At 60.3% G+C, this 20,891-nt stretch carries 12 protein-coding genes; 1 reads left to right on the forward strand and 11 read right to left on the reverse strand.

The genetic code is table 11. The features are described 5' to 3' along the window. Positions 1–9: 9 nt before the first annotated feature. The 11 genes from JFU58_RS32000 to JFU58_RS32050 all read right to left on the reverse strand — a co-directional run bounded on the left by JFU58_RS32000 (position 10) and on the right by JFU58_RS32050 (position 14,125). On the reverse strand, positions 10–1,452 hold the full coding sequence (locus tag JFU58_RS32000) for an efflux transporter outer membrane subunit (protein ID WP_177069493.1): 1,443 nt from the start codon (positions 1,450–1,452) through the stop codon (positions 10–12). Continuing rightward, positions 1,449–2,507 carry an HlyD family secretion protein gene (locus JFU58_RS32005; RefSeq protein WP_063033665.1) on the reverse strand — a complete coding sequence of 353 codons (1,059 nt, stop codon included), beginning with the start codon at positions 2,505–2,507 and terminating at the stop codon, positions 1,449–1,451. The genes JFU58_RS32000 and JFU58_RS32005 overlap by 4 nt, the downstream gene beginning before the upstream one ends. 26 nt (positions 2,508–2,533) lie before the next feature. Beyond that, entirely contained in the window at positions 2,534–4,069 is a 1,536-nt protein-coding gene (locus JFU58_RS32010) for an MFS transporter (RefSeq protein ID WP_177025661.1), read from the reverse strand. Between the two features lie 229 nt (positions 4,070–4,298). Next, entirely contained in the window at positions 4,299–5,219 is a 921-nt protein-coding gene (locus tag JFU58_RS32015) for a LysR family transcriptional regulator (protein ID WP_063033667.1), read from the reverse strand. A 171-nt stretch (positions 5,220–5,390) separates the two neighbouring features. Then, positions 5,391–6,239 (reverse strand): ABC transporter permease, encoded by an 849-nt coding sequence (locus JFU58_RS32020; protein ID WP_017478025.1) that lies wholly within the window; start codon positions 6,237–6,239, stop codon positions 5,391–5,393. A 12-nt stretch (positions 6,240–6,251) separates the two neighbouring features. Further along, positions 6,252–7,103 (reverse strand): ABC transporter ATP-binding protein, encoded by an 852-nt coding sequence (locus JFU58_RS32025; RefSeq protein WP_093203148.1) that lies wholly within the window; start codon positions 7,101–7,103, stop codon positions 6,252–6,254. A gap of 1 nt (position 7,104) precedes the next feature. Continuing rightward, positions 7,105–8,130, reverse strand: coding sequence for an ABC transporter substrate-binding protein (locus JFU58_RS32030; RefSeq protein WP_093203152.1), 1,026 nt, complete (start codon positions 8,128–8,130; stop codon positions 7,105–7,107). Between the two features lie 14 nt (positions 8,131–8,144). After that, complete coding sequence (locus JFU58_RS32035; RefSeq protein ID WP_063033670.1) at positions 8,145–9,038, reverse strand: TauD/TfdA dioxygenase family protein; 894 nt, start codon at positions 9,036–9,038, stop codon at positions 8,145–8,147. 176 nt (positions 9,039–9,214) lie between these two features. After that, positions 9,215–10,579: an HlyD family type I secretion periplasmic adaptor subunit gene (locus JFU58_RS32040; RefSeq protein ID WP_063033671.1), complete on the reverse strand. Its 1,365-nt coding sequence runs from the start codon at positions 10,577–10,579 to the stop codon at positions 9,215–9,217. After that, the gene (locus JFU58_RS32045) at positions 10,569–12,725 is read right to left on the reverse strand and encodes a type I secretion system permease/ATPase (protein WP_093203162.1); all 2,157 of its coding nucleotides are present in this window, start codon (positions 12,723–12,725) and stop codon (positions 10,569–10,571) included. Before JFU58_RS32045 ends, JFU58_RS32040 begins: the two co-directional genes overlap by 11 nt. 41 nt (positions 12,726–12,766) lie before the next feature. Continuing rightward, positions 12,767–14,125, reverse strand: coding sequence for a TolC family outer membrane protein (locus JFU58_RS32050; RefSeq protein WP_063033672.1), 1,359 nt, complete (start codon positions 14,123–14,125; stop codon positions 12,767–12,769). A 338-nt stretch (positions 14,126–14,463) separates the two neighbouring features. Between JFU58_RS32050 and JFU58_RS32055 the strand changes: the two genes are divergently transcribed. Continuing rightward, positions 14,464–20,891 (forward strand): retention module-containing protein (locus JFU58_RS32055; RefSeq protein ID WP_201143103.1); only part of this gene is annotated, 6,428 nt, incomplete at its 3' end.

A 20,891-nucleotide genomic window follows, 5' to 3' on the forward strand; every position in this document is an offset into this window, starting at 1 on the left:
CTTTGTCATTCAGCGCCCGGCGGTCTGCAACGGATACACCGATTCCCAGCCACCGCCCAACGCCTTGTACAACCCGACCATGGCCAGAGACACGCCGGTGGAGCTTTCCACCCACTGCTCTTGCGTCGCCAGCAACGCGCTTTGCACCGTCAGCACGTTAACGAAATCCACCACGCCTTCGACGTATTGATGCTGCGCCGTGGCAAGGGCGATCTGGTTCTGCCGGACGGCTTCGGCGAGGCTGTCGCGGCGCAGTTGGCTGGCGTTGTAGCGAGTCAGCTGGTCGTCGATTTCATGCCAGGCCCGCAGCACAGTTTGCTGGTAGGCCAAAGCCGCTTCCTGTTGCTGGGCTTCGCGCAAATCGAGCATGCCTTGCAGCCGGCCACCGTTGAAAATCGGCAAGCTCAGTTGCGGGCCAAAGGCGAATGCACGGGAGCTCCACGAGCCGAGATCCGCCAACTGCAGCGCCTGGGAGCCCACGCTGCCGGACAGGGTGATGCGCGGGTAGAAGTCGCCCTTGGCCACGCCAATGGAAGCGGTGGCGGCATGCAAGCGCGCTTCGGCCTGGCGGATATCGGGGCGCCGTTCGGCCAGTTGCGACGGCAGGCCAATAGCAACCTGACGTTGGGTTTGCGGCACGGCGGCGTCCTTGGACAGTTCGGCATACAGAGCTTGTGGCGGTTCGCCCATCAACAAGCTCAGGGCGTTGATCAGTTGATCCTGGCGTTGCTGCAAGTCCGGCAGGCGAGCCTCGATGGCGGCGACTTGAGCGGCGGCTTCGGCGACGTCCAGGTCAGTGGCAACCCCGTCGGCCAAACGCAGTTGCGACAGCTTGAGGCTGTGGCGGGCGACGTCGAGGTTTTGCTCGGTGACGGCCCGGGTGTTCTGTACGCCGCGCAGTTGGATGTAGTCCTGGGCGGTTTCCGCCAGCACTGACAACAGCACGGCACGGCGGTCGTTTTCGGCGACTTGCAGGGTGGCGTCGGCGGCTTCGGTTTCGCGCTTTACCCGGCCCCAGAAGTCCAGTTCCCAGGCGGCGGAGAAACCCATGTCCCATTGGTTGAAGGCCGAGCGGCCATTCTTGCCGGAGGGATCGCTCAAGCCATCGGCGCTGTTGCGTTGGCGCAGATAATCCCCGGTGGCGTTGACGGTCGGGTAGCGCTCGGAAGTGATCACCTGGCGCGCCGCGCGGCTTTGTTGCAGGCGACTGCTGGCGAGTTTCAGGTCAAGGTTGTCGGTCAGTGCACGACGCGTCAGCGCGGTGAGTTGCTGGTCATGGAACACTTCCCACCAACGCTCTTCCAACGGCTCGTTGACCGCATGACTGGCGGCTTGTCGGCCCTGAGGCTCGGTCCATTTGCCCAGCGGGTTTTGCGGGCGCTGAAAGTCCGGGCCGACGGTGCAGGCACTCAGGCTGAGCAAACTCAAGGTGATCCAGGCGAGATGTCTCATTGCTGGGCGACCTCGCGTGGCTGGGCGGCGGCGTGGGTGTCGACGCTGGCTTCCACCGACATGCCGACCCGCAGGCGTTCGGTCAGCGCCTGGCCGGGCTCCAGGATGATTTTCACCGGAATGCGCTGCACCACCTTGGTGAAGTTGCCGGTGGCGTTGTCCGGCTTGACCGAGGCGAACGTCACGCCAGTGGCCGGCGCCAGGCTTTCAAGGTGCCCCTTGAGCACATCACCGTCGAGGCTGTCGACCCGCACTTCAACCGCTTGGCCTGCGTGCATGTGGGACAGTTGGGTCTCCTGGAAATTGGCCACCACGTAGGCCTCGGCCAGCGGCACCACGGCGAGGATCTTGCTGCCCGGCGTCACATAGGCGCCAACCCGCACCGCACGCTCGCCGACCATGCCGTCCACCGGCGCGACGATGCGGGTGTACGACAGCTGAAAGCTGGCCATTTCCAGTGCGGCCTGGGCACGTTTCAAACCGCCTTCCGCCGCATCCCGCTGGGCGCTGAGGATTTCCACTTGCTTGCGTTCGGCAGCCAGTACCGCCGTGGCATTCGCCAGGCGCGCGGTAGCCTGGTCGATGCGGGTCTTGGCTTGCTGAGCGTTCTGCACAGTACCGGCGCCTACGCCCGCGAGGTGGTTGTAGCGGTTCAGTTCGTGTTCGGCAAACGCCACTTCGGCGCGATCTGCCGCCACCGTGGCCTGGGCCTGGGCGATCACCGAGCTTTGCCGCTCCAGGGTCGCCGTGGCGTTTTTCAGTTGCGCCTGGGCCACCAACGTATCGGCATCAGCCGCCTGGGCTGCGGCGCGGAAGTCACGGTCATCAATCAGCGCCAGCAACTGGCCGGCCTTGACCCGCTGGTTGTCTTCCACCAGCACTTCCTTGATAAACCCGGCCACGCGTGGCGCCACCAAGGTGTAGTCGGCGGCGACGAAGGCGTCGTTGGTGGTCTGGCGCTTGCTGCCGAACACGCCCGGCGCCAGCAGGTAAACCAGCACACCCACGGCGAACACGGTGATGACGGTTACAGCGATTTTGTCTTTGCGTTTCATAACGATCCCTTTGGCTCAGTGAGCAATCAAGTCGGTGCACGGGGCGGATAAATCCGCGTCGGCATCCAGAAAATCAGCAGGATCAACACCGCCGCGACACCCGCCATGACGTAGTAGAGATCCGAAGAAGTGAGCACCACGGCCTGCTGGTGTAAGCGATGGGCAAGGCCGGCGGCATCGCTGTCGGCCAGGGGCGAGTTGCCCAGGCTGTCCACCAACATGGTCGAGTGGAAATGCAGACGGTGGGTAGTCAAGGCATCGATCACACCGGTGGCGACCACGGCGGCCAGGCCTTTGACGGTGTTGAACCACGCCGAGGCGAACGGTCCGTCCTGGGGCGTGATGCTGCCGGTGGAGAGCATCAACAGCGGCAACACCGCCATCGGTTGCCCGAAGATTTGCAGCAACTGCAGCGCGTAAAAATCATCGCGGATCCACGCCGACGTCAGCTGCGCCCCGCCCACGCAGGACAGGATCAACATGCTCAAGCCGATGCCCAATACCCAGCGGCAATCGACCCAACGCAAGTTGCACAGCGCCGCCACCAACGGCAGCGCAATCAACTGCGGCAGCGCCATGATCAGCATCACCGGGGCAGTTTGCAGCGGGCGGTAGCCTTGTACCTGAGCCAGGTAGCTGGACGGAATGATGGTCACCGCCAGCAGCACGATCAGCACGCCGGCGAGCACGATCAGCGCGAACGCCAGGTTGCGGATGCCGAGCATCTGCAACTTGAAAAACGGCATCGGGTGCGACCACTCGTTGATCATGAACAACACGAGCAACACCAGGCCGCCAATCAGCAACGAGGTGATCAGCGGCGACTCGAACCAGTCCAGGCGATTGCCCTGTAGCAGGCCGATCACCAGCATGCAGATCGCCGGAAACCCCAGCAGCAGGCCGCGCCAGTTGAACTGCTTGAAGCGCTCCAGGCGCAACGGGTCCTGGGGCAAGCCGTAGGCTACGGCGGCCATCGCCAGCAGGCACGGCCCGACAATCTGCCAGAACGCCCATTGCCAACCGACGTATTCGGTCCACATGGCCGCCAGCGGTGTGCCGAGGCTAGGGCCGAAGGTTGCGGTCAGGGCGTAGCCGGCCAGGCCGTACAGCTTGACGTTGGCCGGCAGGAACCGCAGGGCCACAGTCATCAGCATCGGCGGCAAAGCGCCGCCGGCCAGGCCTTGCACGGTGCGCAAAATCAGCAGGCTTTCGTAATTCGGTGCGAACGGGCACAGCACGCCGAGCACGGTGAACAGGCCGATGGCGCACAGGGTGAAACGACGCAGGGAGAACGTCACCGAACACCAGGGTGCAAAGGCCATCGCCGAGACGGAGGTGGCGGTGTACGCGGCCACCAGCCAGGTACCTTCGTCGAAGCCGATGTACATCGCACCGCGAATATCGGCGAGGGCGACTTTGGTCACCATCTCGTTGAGGCCGGACACCAGTACCGCGAGCAAAACGCCCACCAGGCCGATGATGATGCGCGGGCCGAAAACGGGCGGGGTGATGGCGGTCGGCTTGGCTGCGGCCAGGGGTGCGGGAGCAGCGAGGGACGTCATGAACTACAACTCGGAATAAGAAATACCCGAGCAGTTTAATCAGGCTTAGACATGACAAAAAGTGACTTATAGGAAGCTTATAAGTGCACCAGACGCAATGATCAAAATGTAGGCGATCTCTGTGGGAGCCGGGCTTGCCCGCGACGGCATCACCTCGCTATTCCTGAAAAGCCGGGTCGCCCGCATCGCAGGCAAGCCAGCTCCCACATTGACCGAGCTCACTTGCGACTCACGTGGGTTGCGCTTCTTGCCACGTCGCCTCGCAGCATTCACGCATGGTCTCGCGCAGCCATTTATGGGCCGGGTCCTTGTCGAAACGAGGGTGCCAGGCCTGGGTCAACACCAGGGTCGGCAGGGAGATCGGCAGGGTGAAGGCGCGCAACGGCAGCTTCAGGCGATTGGCGCTGTAGAGCGCTTCCTTGGGCACCGGCAGGATCAGGTCGGAGTCCGGCAGCATGAACATCGCGCCGTGAAACCCCGGGGCGATCATGGCGACTCGACGTTCCAGGCCCTGGGCGTTGAGTGCCGTGTCGATCGGCCCACGGGCGATGCCGCGTCGGGAGATGCTGATGTGGGAGTAGCTGGCGAACCGTGCAGCGGTGATTTCTCCATCGAACAACGGATGCCCTTCCCGCGCCAGCCCGACGAAGGTGGTGGTGAACAGATTCTGCACCTTCACTTCCGGGGTGATCGGCATGGTGTTGCCCACCCGCAGATCGAGACGGCCTTCACGCAGGGCTTCGTCATCGGTATCGCCTTCGGGCACGAAGCGCAGCTCGCACAGCGGTGCCATGCGCTCCATGGTGTCGAACAGTCGACCGCCGTACACCCCGACAAAAAAGTCATTGGCCCGCACGCTGAACCGCCGGCGCAGGGTGCGCAAGTCCACTTCGTCCGCCGAGCGGAACAGCAGCGCCGCTTGTTCCACCACGTTACGCACCTGGCCTTGTAGCTCCAGGGCCTTGGGCGTCGGCACCAGGCCGCGACCGGCACGCACCAGGATCGGATCGCCCACCGCCTCGCGGATTCGCGTGAGGGTGCGGCTCATGGCGGCCGGGCTCAGGTTCATCCGCCGTGCGGCACCCACCACACTGCCCTCGTCGAGCAAGGCGTCGAGGGCGACCAGCAGGTTCATGTCCGGTAATTGCATGCCAAGCACTCGTGATGGGTTGGGAGTGAACTTGGCGCAATCGTAGCAGGCTTCTCTGTAGGAGCGAGCTTGCTCGCGAAGAACGTTAACGGTAACGCGGGCATCCTGAAGGGACGCGTCGCCTGGACATTTTTCGCGAGCAAGCTCGCTCCTACAGGGAGCAGCAGGTGATTAGCGTTGCATGCCCCAACGCTTCACGGTGACCCGCTCCAGGGTGTCGAACACCAGGTTCTCTACCAGCAGACCGATCAGGATCACCACTGCCAAGCCGGCAAACACCTTGTCGGTGTACAGCTCGTTGCGGTTCTGGAAGATGTACCAGCCCAGCCCGCCCTTGCCGCTGGTGGCGCCGAATACCAGCTCGGCCGCAATCAGCGTGCGCCAGGCAAACGCCCAGCCGATTTTCAGCCCGGCGAGGATCGAAGGCAGCGCCGCCGGGATCAGGATGAACAGCACAAAACGCATGCCCTTGAGGCCGTAATTGCGACCGGCCATGCGCAGGGTTTCCGAGACACCGAGAAACCCGGAATAGGTGTTGAGCGCCAGCGCCCACAGCACTGAATGCACCAGCACGAAGATCAGGCTGTTCTGCCCCAGGCCAAACCACAACAGCGCCAGCGGCAGCAGGGCAATCGCCGGCAACGGGTTGAACATCGAGGTCAGGGTGCTCAGCAGGTCGCGGCCCAGCTGGGTCGACACCGCCAGGGTGGTCAGGGCAAACGCCAGCACAATGCCGATCAGGTAACCCTTGATCAGCACCACCAGCGAGATGCTGACCTTGCTCAACAGCTCGCCACTGGCCATGCCGTCGTAGAACGCGCTCAGGGTCTGCAGGAAGCTCGGCAGCAGCAGGTCATTGTTTTGATAACGGGCGGCCGCTTCCCAGAGGATCGCGAGCACGATCAGGATCAGGCTTTTACGCAGCCAGCCTTGTTGCCACAAGCGCTGACGCAGCGGCAACTCGCGCTCTACGCGAACACCGGGCAACGGTTCGAGAGTGATTTCATATTCCTGGCGCATGGTGGAAACCCTTCAATAAGCGATGCGGATATCGGCGAAACCCAGCTCGGTTTCCGCCTCGGGCGCTTCATCAAACAACAGCCGATGAATGCGCCGCGCCGAAGCCTGGAACGCCACACCGCCAAGGCTGTGCAGGTCGTATTGATGGCTGTGGATTTCCGCTCGCACCCGCCCCGGGTGCGGCGACAGCAACAGGATGCGGTTGCCCACCACCAGCGCTTCTTCAATGGAGTGGGTGACGAACAACAGCGTGAAGCGCACCTCTTCCCAGAGCAGCAGCAACTCTTCCTGCATCTTGCGTCGGGTCAGGGCGTCGAGGGCGGCGAAGGGTTCGTCCATCAGCAGGATTTTCGGCTGCATGGCCAACGCCCGGGCGATTGCCACGCGGGCCTTCATGCCGCCGGACAGGGTGTGTGGATAGGCATCGGCAAAGGCCGTAAGGCCGACTTTTTCCAGGTAGTACAGGGCCCGCTCTTCAGCCTCGCGACGCTTCAGGGTCTTGGAGGCGAGCAGCGGGAACATGACGTTCTGCTTGACGGTTTTCCACGGCGGCAGTTGGTCGAACTCCTGGAACACCACGATGCGGTCCGGCCCTGGCTGCTCGACTTTTTGCCCAAGCAGACGGATCTCGCCCTCACACGGCTTGATAAAGCCGGCGATGGATTTCAGCAGCGTGGATTTGCCGCAGCCCGAAGGCCCCAGCAGTACAAAGCGGTCCGCCGGGTCGATCTCGAAACTGACCTGGTGGGTGGCCCGCACGACCCGTTCTGGTGTGCGGTATTCAAGGCTGACTTTATCCACCGAAAGCAGTGCTTCGGTGGTCGTCGGGTTGCTGGCCGTGTGGCCTTGCAAGGGCGCGTTCATGTCAGCTCCCTTGCAGCGGCTTGGTGTCCTGGAAGAAGTAATCCTTCCACGATTCGGGTTTGTTTTTGATCGCGCCGACGCGGTAGAGGAATTCCGCCAGCGGGTAGGTATTTTTCGGTGTGACGCTGAATTCGAATTGCGGGTTTTCGATGATTTTCAGCAGTTCGGCGCGGTCGATCTTGGCCTTCGTCACGCGAATGTAGGTATCGGCGGCGGCGCCTTTATCGTTCTGGGCGAATTGGGCCGCTTCGGTCAGCGCCTCGACGAACGCCTTGTAGGTTTTCGGGTTGTCGTTGCGGAATTTCTCGGTGGCGAACAGCACCGTCGGCGAGTTGGGGCCGAGGATGTCGTAGGAATTGAGCACCACGTGCACGTTCGGGTTGGTCAGGGCCTGCTCCTGGAACGGCGGGTTGGAGAAGTGCCCGGTCAGCTCGGTACCACCGGCGATCAACGCAGCCGTGGCGTCCGGGTGCGGGACGGCGACGGTGTACTTGTCGAGGCGATTGAATTCCTTGTCGCCCCACTGCTTGGCCGCGGCGTATTGCAGGAAGCGCGACTGCACGGAGACGCCCACTGCGGGTACGGCGATGCGGTCTTTTTCGGTGAAGTCGGCAATGGTCTTGACCTTGGGATTGTTGCTCACCAGGTAGTAAGGGAAGTTGCCCAGGGAAGCGACGGCTTTCACGTTCTGCTTGCCGTGGGTGCGGTCCCAGATGGTCAGCAGCGGGCCGACGCCAGCGCCGGCGATGTCGATGGAGCCGGAGAGCAACGCATCGTTGACGGCGGCGCCGCCGGACAGTTGGGTCCAGTCGACCTTGATGTCGATGCCTTCCTGCTTGCCGTATTTTTCGATCAGGTTCTGGTCACGCACCACGTTGAGCAACAGGTAGACGATGCCGAACTGCTCGGCAATGCGAATCTCGCCTTCGGCCTGGGCGGCCGCAGGTGCAACAAGGCTACCGGCCAGCAGGCTGACGCCCAGGCCGACCGTGGCGGCCAGGCGCGCAAATGGGATTTTCTTGGACATGGTCTTGCTCCGGATCAGAAAGGCGCGTCGCCCTGGATGGTGGTGCGGAACAGCTTGCGCCGCAGGTGGCTCGGGCAGCCGGCCGCCAGGTGGATCAGCGAGCGGTTGTCCCAGAACACCAGATCGTGGGGCTGCCACTGATGGCGGTAGATGTTTTCCGGCAGCACGCTGTGGGCGTAGAGCTGGGCCAGCAAGTCGCGGCTTTCGTCTTCCGGCAGGCCGACGATGCGGGTGGTGAAGCCCTCACTGACGAACAGCGCCTTGCGGCCATTTTCCGGATGGGTACGTACGATCGGGTGCACCACTTCCGCCACTTGAGCCAGCTGCTCAGGCGTGAGGGTCGGGCGCCAGTTGCCTTCGAATTTGGTTTCGCTGTAACGCGCCGTGTAGGAGTGTGCGGCGCTGCGACCTTCGACAGCCTTTCGCAGGTGCTCGGGCAGGTGGTCCCAGGCTTTGTGCATGTCGGCGAACAAGGTGTCGCCGCCTTCGGACGGCAGCTCTTGGGCGTGGAGCATCGAGCCGAGGCTCGGCAGTTCCTTATAGGAGAGGTCCGAGTGCCAGAACTTGCCGGCGTCCCCCAGGCCGATGGATTGGCCATTTTCGATGATGTTGGAGACGATCAGGATTTCCGGGTGGTTGGCCAGCAGGAATTGTTTGAGCACGTGGATTTGCAGCACACCGAAGCGGCGGCTGAAGGCGATCTGTTGCTCGGGAGTGATGCGTTGGTCGCGGAAGACGACGACATGGTGGTCCAGGTGCGCGCGATGGATGCGGGCGAAGTCCTGGTCGCTGACCGGGCGGGTCAGGTCCAGGCCAATGATCTCGGCGCCGACGCTGCCGGGAAATGGACGGATCTCAAAGGTTTGTGCAGTGTCGTTCGCTGTTGGAACAGTAGAGGTGGCAGACATGAGTTCACTCCCGGACAGTCAGGAGAGTGACTTTATAGTCATAAGAACGGCATTTTAAATACCGTTAATGAATATCGATATGGCTTTTGTACAGGCCATGGCGCTTGGGTGTTTTGGAGGGCCTCATCGCGGGCAAGCCCGGCTCCCACAAGGGACGGCCGGGCGTGCAGTCGGGATCAGCGCTCGTGCAACGCCTCTGCCCGCGCCCGAAGGATCGGCTTGAGCAGGTAGCTGAGGATGCTTTTCTGGCCGGTGATGATGTCGACCGAAGCCACCATGCCGGGGATGATGATCAGCGGCTTCTCATCGGTGCCCAGGTGGCTGCGGTCAGTGCGCAGGGTGATCATGTAGTAGGTGGTTTTCTTGTCTTCGTCGGTGATGGTGTCGGCACCGATGCGCTCGAGCTTGGCCTTGAGGCCGCCGTAGATGGTGTAGTCATAGGCGGTGAACTTGACCACCGCTTCTTGCCCCGGGTGCAGGAAGGCGATGTCTTGCGGACGTATCTTGGCTTCCACCAGCAAGGTGTCATTCAGCGGCACGATTTCCACCATGTCGCTGCCTGGCTGGATCACGCCGCCGACGGTATTCACCAGCAGCTGCTTGACGATGCCACGCACCGGCGAGGTCACCAGGGTGCGGCTTACCCGATCTTCCAGGGCCTTGCCGGTAGACGCAGCCTTGTTCAGTTCGGTACGGGCTTCGTTGAGTTGCGTCAGGGCCTCACTGCGGAATTTGCCGCGGGTTTCGTCGATCTTGCGCTGCACTTCCTTGATCGCCGATTCGGCACGGGGAATCGCCAGGGTAGTTGCATCGAGTTGGCCACGGGTTTCCATTTCCGCACGCTTGAGCCGCAGCACTTCAACCGGCGAGACCGCGCCCTGGGCCACCAACGGCTCGGACATGTTGATTTCCTGGCGCTGCAACGACAGCTGGTTGCGGTATTGGCCTTGCTTGGAGGAGAACTCGCGCAGTTCCTGTTGACGCTGCACCAGTTGCTCCTGCAACCCGCCGACTTCGTCCTTGAGCTGCTGACGACGGCTCTCGTAGAGCGAGCGCTCACTGGCGGCCTGGCTCGGCGCGGCCTTGAGCACGTCGTCCGGAATATTCAGCGGACGGTCATCCACCTGCGCGCTCAAGCGTTCGACCCGCAGCAACATCGACAACCGCAAGGCTTCGGTTTCGCCGGCGTTGGACACAAAGCGCGTGTCATCCAGACGAATCAACGGCGCCCCGGCTTCGACGATCTGGCCTTCCTTGACGTACAGCTCTGCGACGATACCGCCTTCAAGGTTTTGGATTTTCTGCAGTTTGGAGGACGGAATCGCCTTGCCGTCGCCGCGCGTCACTTCGTCGATACTGGAGAAATACGCCCAGCCCACCAGGAACAGGAAAAACGCGATGATCGCCCAGATGGTCAGGCGGATGACCCGCGGCGCATCTTCGATCAGTGCTTTGTTGACCTCGGGCAGCGGCTGGTCTTGCAGGGATTCGGAGCCTTTGAAGTAGCGGCCAATCGCGTTTTTGAAGGACTTAAGCGACACTGATTTGCCCCTTTTTCAACGCTTCCATGACGGCGGCTTTCGGGCCATCGGCGAGAATCTGACCACGATCGACCACCAACAGGCGGTCCACCAGGGACAGCAGCGAGGCGCGGTGCGTGACCAGCACGACCGTCTTGTTTTGCACCACAGCTTGCAGGCGTTGTTTCAAGCGTTCTTCACCGGTGTTGTCCATGGCGCTGGTCGGTTCGTCGAGCAGCAGAATAGGCGGGTTGAGCAATAAGGCACGGGCCAGCGCGACGTTCTGCCGCTGGCCGCCGGACAGGTTCTGCCCGCGCTCGCCGACTTGCAGTTCGTAACCTTGGGGGTGCAGGCGGGCGAACTCGTGGACACCGGCCAATTCCGCGGCTTGCAGGACCATTTCGTCTTCGACATAGCGGGCACCGGATACCAGGTTGTCCCGCAGGGTGCCGGCGAGCAGTTGGATGTCCTGGGGCACGTAGCCGATGTTGTGGCGCAACTCGCTGACGTCGATCTGGCGAACGTCCACGCCGTCCACCAGCAAGGCGCCGGAGTCAGGCTGGTAGAGGCCGACAATCAATTTGGCGAGTGAGCTTTTACCCGAACCACTGCGCCCGATAATGCCGATTTTTTCCCCGGGCTTGATCACCAGGTTGAGGTTTTTCAGCGCGGCGTTTTGCTGGTCCGGGTAGGTGAAGTTCAGGCCCCGGCATTCGATCGCACCTTGCAGCGTGCGGCGGCTCATCGGACGCTCTTCGAAGTTGCGCTCTTGGGGCAACTCCATCATCTGGTCTACCGATTTCATGGTGACTTTGGCTTGCTGGTAACGGGTCAGCAGGCCAGACAGCGAAGCCAGCGGGCTCAAGGCACGGCCACTGAGCATGTAGCAGGCAATCAGGCCGCCCATGCTCAGGTTGCCGTCGATGATCTGGTAAACACCGAAGCAAATCATCACGACGCCCGCCAATTGCTGAATCAGCAGCGTCATGTTCATCGACAGGCCCGACAGCAACTTCACCCGCAGTTCCAGACGGCTGAGGGTGCCAATGGTTTGCTCCCACTGGTATTGGCGTTCACTTTCGGCGTTATTGACCTTGACCGCGTCCAGCCCGGCGAGGGTTTCGATCAGGCTCGACTGGCGCTCGGCGGCCAGGGCCATGGTTCGCTCCATGGTTGCCACCAGGGGCTTTTGCAGGGCATAACCGATGCCCAGGGCCAGCGGGAACGCCAGCACGGGAATCCACACCAGGTGCCCGCCGAGGATAGCGATCACCAGGAAAATCAGCAGGGTGAACGGCAGGTCGATCAGGCTGGTGAGGGTCAGTGACGCGAGGAAATCCCGCAGGCTCTGAAACTCGTGGATATTTTGGGCGAAGCTGCCCACCCGCGCCGGGCGGTATTTCATGGACATCCCGACAATGCGCTCGAACAGCGTCGCCGAGATAATCAGGTCGGTTTTTTTCCCGGCCAGGTCCAGGCACAAACTGCGCAGACTCTTGAGGATCAGATCGAACAGATAGGCGCCACCAATGCCGATAGCCAGCACCCACAAGGTGGCCGTGGCCTGGTTCGGCACTACACGGTCATAGACGTTCATCACGAACAGCGGTGCGGCCATGGCGATGATGTTGATCAGGAAACTGGCAGCGATGGCGTCTGTGTAAAGCCAGCGCGAGCGCTTCAAGGTGTCGCGGAACCAGGAGCGGGCACGGGGGATCAGGGTGCCGTGGTTGACATCGAACTTGTGCTGGGGTTGGGCGAAGAACACTTTGCCGGTGTAATCATCGGCCAGCACTTCGCGCTTGACGACGACTTCACCGCCATCGCTTTCGCTGAGCAAAATGCGAGCTTCGTCCTCGCCATGCCAACCGACCAACACCGTGCTGCGACCGTCCTTGAGCAACAGCAAGGCCGGCAGGGCGATGGTCGGAATCTGTTCCAGCTTGCGTTGCAACAAACGCCCCTGAAGTCCGGCGCGTGCAGCGGCGCGGGGCAGCAGTTCAGCGCTCAGGCGTTGCGCAGGCAACGGCAGGCCGGTGGTGAGCATCGCCGCACTGGCAGGTTTCTGATGCAGTGCACAAAGCGCAAGCAACCCGTCGAGTAACGGGTCGTCATGCAGCGTGCGTGGATCATGACTGAGATGAACTCGACTGACTTCTGATTCCACGCGGGTACTCTCGACTAACAGATGGGGCTTGGAGGGGTGGCTCAATTCATCCCTGGCAGTTGGACTTTAGGCTTCACGTCGTTTTGCACGACGGAGGCCATTGGCGCGACCACTCCCTGGCTTTTGAGCAATTCGCCCATGGTCGCCTTGATTCGGTATTGAGTAAATAACTGAATGTTTTTGATCTCTTCCAAACGACGGGAAGCGGTGAACAGTTCGTTCTCGCTGTCGAGCAAATCGAGCAGGGTACGTTGGCCCAAACTGAATTGCTGCTGGTAGGAAGTCCGTACTCGGGTGCTGTGATCGACGTATTGCTGGGCGATCGGCACTTGGGCGTTGGCGTTGTTCAGGGCATTCCAGGCCAGGCCCAGCTCTTCGTTCAACTGGCGCAAGGCGTTATTGCGGATATCCAGGGCCTGGTTGGACAGGGCCGATTTGGATTCCAGGTCCGCTTTGTTGCTGCCGCCGGAGTAAAGGTTGAAGCGCATGCGCAACATGGCTTCCCAGCCATTGTTGTGGGACGGGTCACCGTTGACGTTGTTGTCGGCATTGGTACCGAGTTCAGCATCAAAACGCGGGTAGAACGCCGACTTGGCGGCTTGGTACTGCTGTTCGGTCGCGACGATATCGGATTCGGCCGAGCGCAGGATCGGGCTATTGTCGAGCATCTGGCGACGTGCTTCGTTCAGGTCGGCTGGCAGCATGGCCATGAACGGTGCCGGGCGCTCCAACTGGTCAGGCATCTGGCCCACGGCACTCAGATAGTTAGTCTGGGAGTCGGCCAGGTTGGTCTGTTCGGTGATCAGGTTGTTACGGGCTTGAGCCAGACGGGCTTCAGCCTGGTCCTGGTCAGCACCGTTACCGACGCCGCGCTGGGTGCGCAGTTTGATCTGGTCGTAGATGCGCTCGTGGTTGCGCAGGTTCTCTTCAGCCAGGCGTACGAATTCACGACGGGTCAGCACGTCCAGATAGACCTGGGCAACGGTCAGGCCGGTGCGCTCGGAGGTGCCGAGCAACGAATAAGCACGGGAGTTGACGGTGGCTTGTTGACGCCCTACTTCGCTGGAAGTGGCAAAACCGTCAAAAATCATTTGCTGCAGGCGCAGGCTCGATTCGCCGCGGTTGAGCGTATCCCATTGGTTGCTGCCACGACCGTTGGCGGCACGAGTGGACGAGTTGTCCACGCCTTCACGACCGTAGCCACCGGCCAAGTCTACCTTCGGCAGGTAGCCACCTTGGGCGGCGCGTAATTGGTAGTCGGCGGCGATACGACTATTTACGCCGGCCTGAATCTCAGGGTGCACGTCGAGCGCTTGCTGCATGGCCTGTGGCAATGTTTGGGCGTGTACGAAACTCGCGGCGAGGACGAACGGCAGTGCCTTAAACAGGTGCAAACGCATTTCAAAAATTCCCCAGGACTTCTTGTCTCAAATCACAGCAGATCGAGTCGCTGTGTCGGAAAATGGCAACCGTAATGACCGTACGTCGGAAAGTTCAAAATCGGAACTGGTTCACACATGTAGGACGGTTCGCCGCATAAATATCAATGTGACATTAGTGGGGCGATTGTTTAGGATGGCGGCCATAAGGTCAATAGTTTGGCATAAAGTTAATTTCGAAAAAATATAGCCAAATTATTGACGAGTCACCTGTCAAAAGTCTTAACACCTCCAAACTGACGCTAACTAGTGCTCAGGTCTATGGAAGTTACCCGAACGGATCGCCGGAGAAATCTTCAATGAGCAGTGTTGTTGCCATCGTCAAAAGCATTGTTGGCCAAGTTTTCGTCATTTCTCCAGAAGGAGTCAGACGTGTACTTGTCGAAGGCGACCGACTGTTCGCAGGGGATCAGGTAGACACCGGCCTCTCGGGCGCCGTTAGCCTGGAGCTGGCCGACGGCCGCACACTGGACCTGGGCCGTGAAACCCAGTGGAGCGCCGATACGCCGGACTCCAGCCTCGACCTGGCCCAAGCCACTGCCCAGGCCGCGCCGTCGGTTGCCGAGCTGCAGCAAGCCATCGCTGCCGGCGCCGACCCGACCACCGACCTGGAAGCTACCGCAGCAGGGCCGACTGCGGCCGGCACGGGCGCAGCGGGTGGCGGCCATAGTTTCGTGGTACTGGATGCAACGGCGGCCAGCGTCGCGCCGACCATTGGCTTCCCAACAGCCGGCCTGGGTGTGACCACCTCGGCCCTGACCCAGAATACTGGCGGACAGGCGAACGACGCGGGCGGCCTGGTGCTGCAAGCCTCCACCCTGACCCTGGGCGCGACCCCGACCATCACCGAAGCGGGCGGCGTGCTGACCTACACCGCCACGGTGACGCAGGCGCCCACCAGCGACCTGAGCATCACCCTGTCCAATGGCGCGGTGATCACCATCCCGGCCGGCCAATTGACGGGCACCGTGAATGTGCCCCTGGCACCCAACGACACGCCGTACATCGATGCAAGCCAAATCAGTGTCACCGTCACCGGCACCACCGGTGGCAACAACCTGGTGCTGACCACCGACCCCGCGCCGGCGGTGACCCAAATCACCGACACCGTCGACACCACCACTGTCACGCTGACAGCCGGTAATACCGTGACCGAAGGCGGTCAGATCACTTACACCGCTACCCTGACCAACCCCGCGCAGACGCCGGTGACTGTCACTTTGAGCAATGGCTCGGTGATTACCATTGAAGCCGGGAAGTCCACCGGGACGGTCGTGGTCGATACGCCAGCCAATGATGTTTACAACAACGGCTCGACCATCAGCACCACGATTACCGGGGCTACCGGGGGTAACTTCGAGAACCTGGTGCCGGCGACTACGCCAGCGGTTACCACCATTACCGATTCGATCGATACCACCACTGTCACGCTGACAGCCGGGAATACCGTGACCGAAGGCGGTCAGATTACCTACACCGCGACCCTGACTAATCCAGCACAGACACCGGTGACTGTCACTTTGAGCAATGGCTCGGTGATTACCATTGAAGCCGGGAAGTCCACCGGGACGGTGGTCGTCGAAACCCCAGCCAATGATGTTTACAACAATGGCTCAACCGTCAGCACCACGATTACCGGGGCTACCGGCGGCAACTTCGAGAACCTGGTGCCGGCAACTACGCCAGCGGTTACCACCATTACCGATTCGATCGACAACACCACCGTCACCCTGACGGCGGGCGAAAGCGTGACCGAAGGCGGCCAGATTACTTACACCGCCACCCTGACCAACCCAGCGCAGACACCGGTGACTGTCACTTTGAGCAATGGCTCGGTGATTACCATTGAAGCCGGGAAGTCCACGGGGACAGTTGTCGTCGATACGCCAGCCAATGATGTTTACAACAATGGCTCGACCGTCAGCACCACGATTACCGGGGCAACCGGCGGTAACTTCGAGAACCTGGTGCCGGCGACTACGCCAGCGGTTACCACCATTACCGATTCGATCGACAACACCACTGTCACGCTGGCAGCCGGTAATACCGTGACCGAAGGCGGTCAGATCACTTACACCGCGACCCTGACCAACCCAGCGCAGACGCCGGTGACCGTCACTTTGAGCAATGGCTCGGTGATTACCATTGAAGCAGGGAAGTCCACGGGGACAGTTGTCGTCGATACGCCAGCCAATGATGTTTACAACAATGGCTCGACCGTTAGCACCACCATTACGGCGGCGACTGGCGGTAATTTTGAGAACCTGGTGCCGAGCACTACGCCAGCGGTGACTACGATCACCGACTCGATCGATACCACGACGGTAACGCTGTCGACTAACGACACAGCGATCACTGAAGGCGGTCAGATCACTTACACCGCCACGCTTTCGAATGAAGCGCATGCGCCGGTGACCGTGACTCTGTCTAACGGCCAAGTTATTACCATTGACGCAGGCAAAACCACGGGCACCGTGGTTTTCCAGACTCCGGTCAACGACGTCTACAACAACGGTTCCACCGTCAACACCACTATCACCACCGCTACCGGTGGCAACTTCGAGAAGTTGGTCCCGGACAATACCAATCCGCCGACCACTGTTATCTCGGACTCGATCGACACCACCACCGTGACCTTGTCGACTAACGACACTGCGATCACTGAAGGCGGTCAGATCACTTACACCGCCACGCTTTCTAATGAAGCGCATGCGCCGGTGACCGTGACCTTGTCCAACGGACAGGTGATCACCATTGATGCCGGTAAAACCACCGGCACTGTGGTTTTCCAGACTCCGGTCAACGACGTTTACAACAACGGCTCGACCGTTAGCACCACGATCACCACCGCAACGGGTGGCAACTTCGAGAAGCTGGTCCCGGACAATACCAATCCGCCAACCACCGTTATTTCGGATTCGATCGATACCACCACCGTGACCTTGTCGACTAACGACACAGCGATCACTGAAGGCGGTCAAATCACTTACACCGCGACGCTTTCGAATGAAGCTCACGCGCCGGTGACCGTGACCCTGTCCAACGGCCAGGTGATCACCATTGATGCCGGTAAAACCACCGGCACTGTGGTTTTCCAAACCCCCGTCAACGATGTCTACAACAACGGTTCCACCGTTAGCACCACGATTACGGCGGCTACTGGCGGTAATTTCGAGAAGTTGGTTCCGGATAACACCAATCCGCCAACCACCACGATTACCGACTCGATCGACACCACCACCGTGACCTTGTCGACTAACGACACCGCAATCACTGAAGGCGGTCAGATCACTTACACCGCCACGCTTTCGAATGAAGCGCATGCGCCGGTAACCGTGACTCTGTCTAACGGCCAAGTTATTACCATTGACGCAGGCAAAACCACGGGCACCGTGGTTTTCCAGACTCCGGTCAACGACGTCTACAACAACGGTTCCACCGTCAACACCACTATCACCACCGCTACCGGTGGCAACTTCGAGAAGTTGGTCCCGGACAATACCAATCCGCCGACCACTGTTATCTCGGACTCGATCGACACCACCACCGTGACCTTGTCGACTAACGACACTGCGATCACTGAAGGCGGTCAGATCACTTACACCGCCACGCTTTCTAATGAAGCGCATGCGCCGGTGACCGTGACCTTGTCCAACGGACAGGTGATCACCATTGATGCCGGTAAAACCACCGGTACCGTAGTTTTCCAGACCCCGGTCAATGACGTTTACAACAACGGTTCGACCGTTAGCACCACAATCACGACGGCCACTGGCGGCAACTTCGAGAAACTTGTCCCAGACAATACAAATCCGCCGACCACTGTTATCTCGGATTCGATCGACACCACTACCGTGACCTTGTCGACCAACGACACTGCGATCACTGAAGGTGGGCAGATCACCTACACCGCGACCTTGAGCAACGAAGCTCATGCGCCAGTGACCGTGACTCTGTCTAACGGCCAAGTTATTACCATTGACGCAGGCAAAACCACGGGCACCGTGGTTTTCCAGACTCCGGTCAACGACGTCTACAACAACGGTTCCACCGTCAGCACCACAATCACGACGGCCACTGGCGGCAACTTCGAAAAGCTGGTTCCGGACAATACCAATCCGCCGACCACTGTCATTTCGGATTCGATCGACACCACCACCGTGACGCTGTCGACCAACGACACTGCGATCACCGAAGGGGGTCAGATCACATACACCGCCACGCTTTCGAATGAAGCGCATGCGCCGGTGACCGTGACTCTGTCTAACGGCCAGGTCATCACCATCGACGCAGGTAAAACCACGGGCACCGTGGTTTTCCAAACGCCAGTCAACGACGTCTACAACAACGGTTCCACCGTTAGCACCACGATCACCACCGCTACCGGTGGCAACTTCGAGAAGCTGGTCCCGGACAATACCAATCCACCGACCACTGTTATCTCCGATTCAATCGACACCACGACGGTGACGCTGTCTACCACCGACACTGCGATCAATGAAGGCGGCCAGATCACTTACACCGCCACGCTTTCGAATGAAGCGCATGCGCCAGTGACCGTGACTCTGTCCAACGGACAGGTGATCACTATCGACGCGGGTAAAACCACCGGTACCGTGGTTTTCCAGACTCCGGTCAACGACGTCTACAACAACGGTTCCACCGTAAGCACCACGATTACTGCGGCTACTGGCGGTAACTTTGAGAAGTTGGTTCCGGACAATACGAATCCGCCGACCACTATCATTTCGGATTCGATCGACACCACCACTGTGACGCTGTCGACCACCGATACCGCAATCACCGAAGGCGGTCAGATCACTTACACCGCGACCTTGAGCAACGAAGCTCACGCCCCGGTCACCGTGACGCTGTCTAACGGCCAGGTCATTACCATTGATGCCGGTAAAACCACCGGCACCGTGGTTTTCCAAACACCGGTCAACGACGTTTACAACAACGGTTCCACCGTCAGCACCACCATTACGACGGCCACTGGTGGCAACTTCGAGAAGCTGGTTCCGGACAACACCAATCCGCCAACCACCGTCATTTCGGATTCGATCGACACCACCACTGTGACGCTGTCGACCACCGACACTGCCATCACCGAAGGCGGTCAGATCACCTACACCGCGACCTTGAGCAACGAAGCTCACGCCCCGGTCACCGTGACGCTGTCTAACGGCCAGGTCATTACCATTGATGCCGGTAAAACCACCGGCACCGTGGTTTTCCAAACACCGGTCAACGACGTTTACAACAACGGTTCCACCGTCAGCACCACCATTACGACGGCCACTGGTGGCAACTTCGAGAAGCTGGTTCCGGACAACACCAATCCGCCAACCACCGTCATTTCGGATTCGATCGACACCACCACTGTGACGCTGTCGACCACCGACACTGCCATCACCGAAGGCGGTCAGATCACCTACACCGCGACATTGAGCAACGAGGCTCACGCGCCGGTAACCGTGACGCTGTCTAACGGCCAAGTTATTACCATTGACGCAGGCAAAACCACGGGCACCGTGGTTTTCCAGACTCCGGTCAACGACGTCTACAACAACGGTTCCACCGTCAGCACCACTATCACCACCGCAACGGGTGGCAACTTCGAGAAGCTGGTCCCGGACAATACCAATCCGCCAACCACCGTCATTTCAGACTCGATCGACACCACCACTGTGACCTTGTCGACTAACGACACTGCGATCACTGAAGGCGGCCAGATCACCTACACGGCAACGCTTTCGAATGAAGCGCATGCGCCGGTGACCGTGACCCTGTCCAACGGCCAGGTCATCACCATCGACGCGGGAAAAACCACAGGTACCGTTGTTTTCCAAACGCCGGTAAACGACGTTTACAACAACGGCTCCACCGTCAGCACGACCATCACCACCGCTACTGGCGGCAATTTCGAGAAGCTGGTTCCGGATAACAGCCATCCAGCGGTTACCACCATCACCGACTCGATCGACACCACGACCGTTAAGTTGAGCACCACCGACACCGCCATTACCGAAGGCGGTCAGATCACCTACACCGCCACGCTTTCGAATGAAGCGCATACGCCAGTGACCGTGACGCTGTCCAACGGCCAAGTTATTACCATTGATGCCGGTAAAACCACCGGCACCGTGGTTTTCCAGACTCCGGTCAACGACGTCTACAACAACGGTTCCACCGTCAGCACCACGATCACAGCCGCTACTGGTGGTAACTTTGAGAAGTTGGTTCCGGACAATACGAATCCGCCGACCACTATCATTTCGGACTCGATCGACACCACCACCGTGACCTTGTCGACTAACGACACTGCGATCACCGAAGGCGGTCAGATCACCTACACCGCGACCTTGAGCAACGAAGCTCACGCGCCGGTCACCGTGACCCTGTCCAACGGCCAGGTCATCACCATTGATGCCGGCAAAACCACCGGCACTGTGGTTTTCCAAACGCCGGTCAATGACGTCTACAACAACGGTTCCACCGTTAGCACCACCATCACCACCGCCACTGGTGGCAACTTCGAGAAGCTGGTTCCGGACAACACCAATCCGCCAACCACCGTCATTTCGGATTCGATCGACACCACCACTGTGACGCTGTCGACCACCGACACTGCCATCACCGAAGGCGGCCAGATCACCTACACCGCCACGCTTTCGAATGAAGCGCATGCGCCAGTGACCGTGACGCTGTCCAACGGACAGGTGAT

Origin of the sequence: Pseudomonas sp. TH34, from assembly GCF_016650865.1 — a bacterium.
GTDB lineage: Bacteria > Pseudomonadota > Gammaproteobacteria > Pseudomonadales > Pseudomonadaceae > Aquipseudomonas > Aquipseudomonas yamanorum.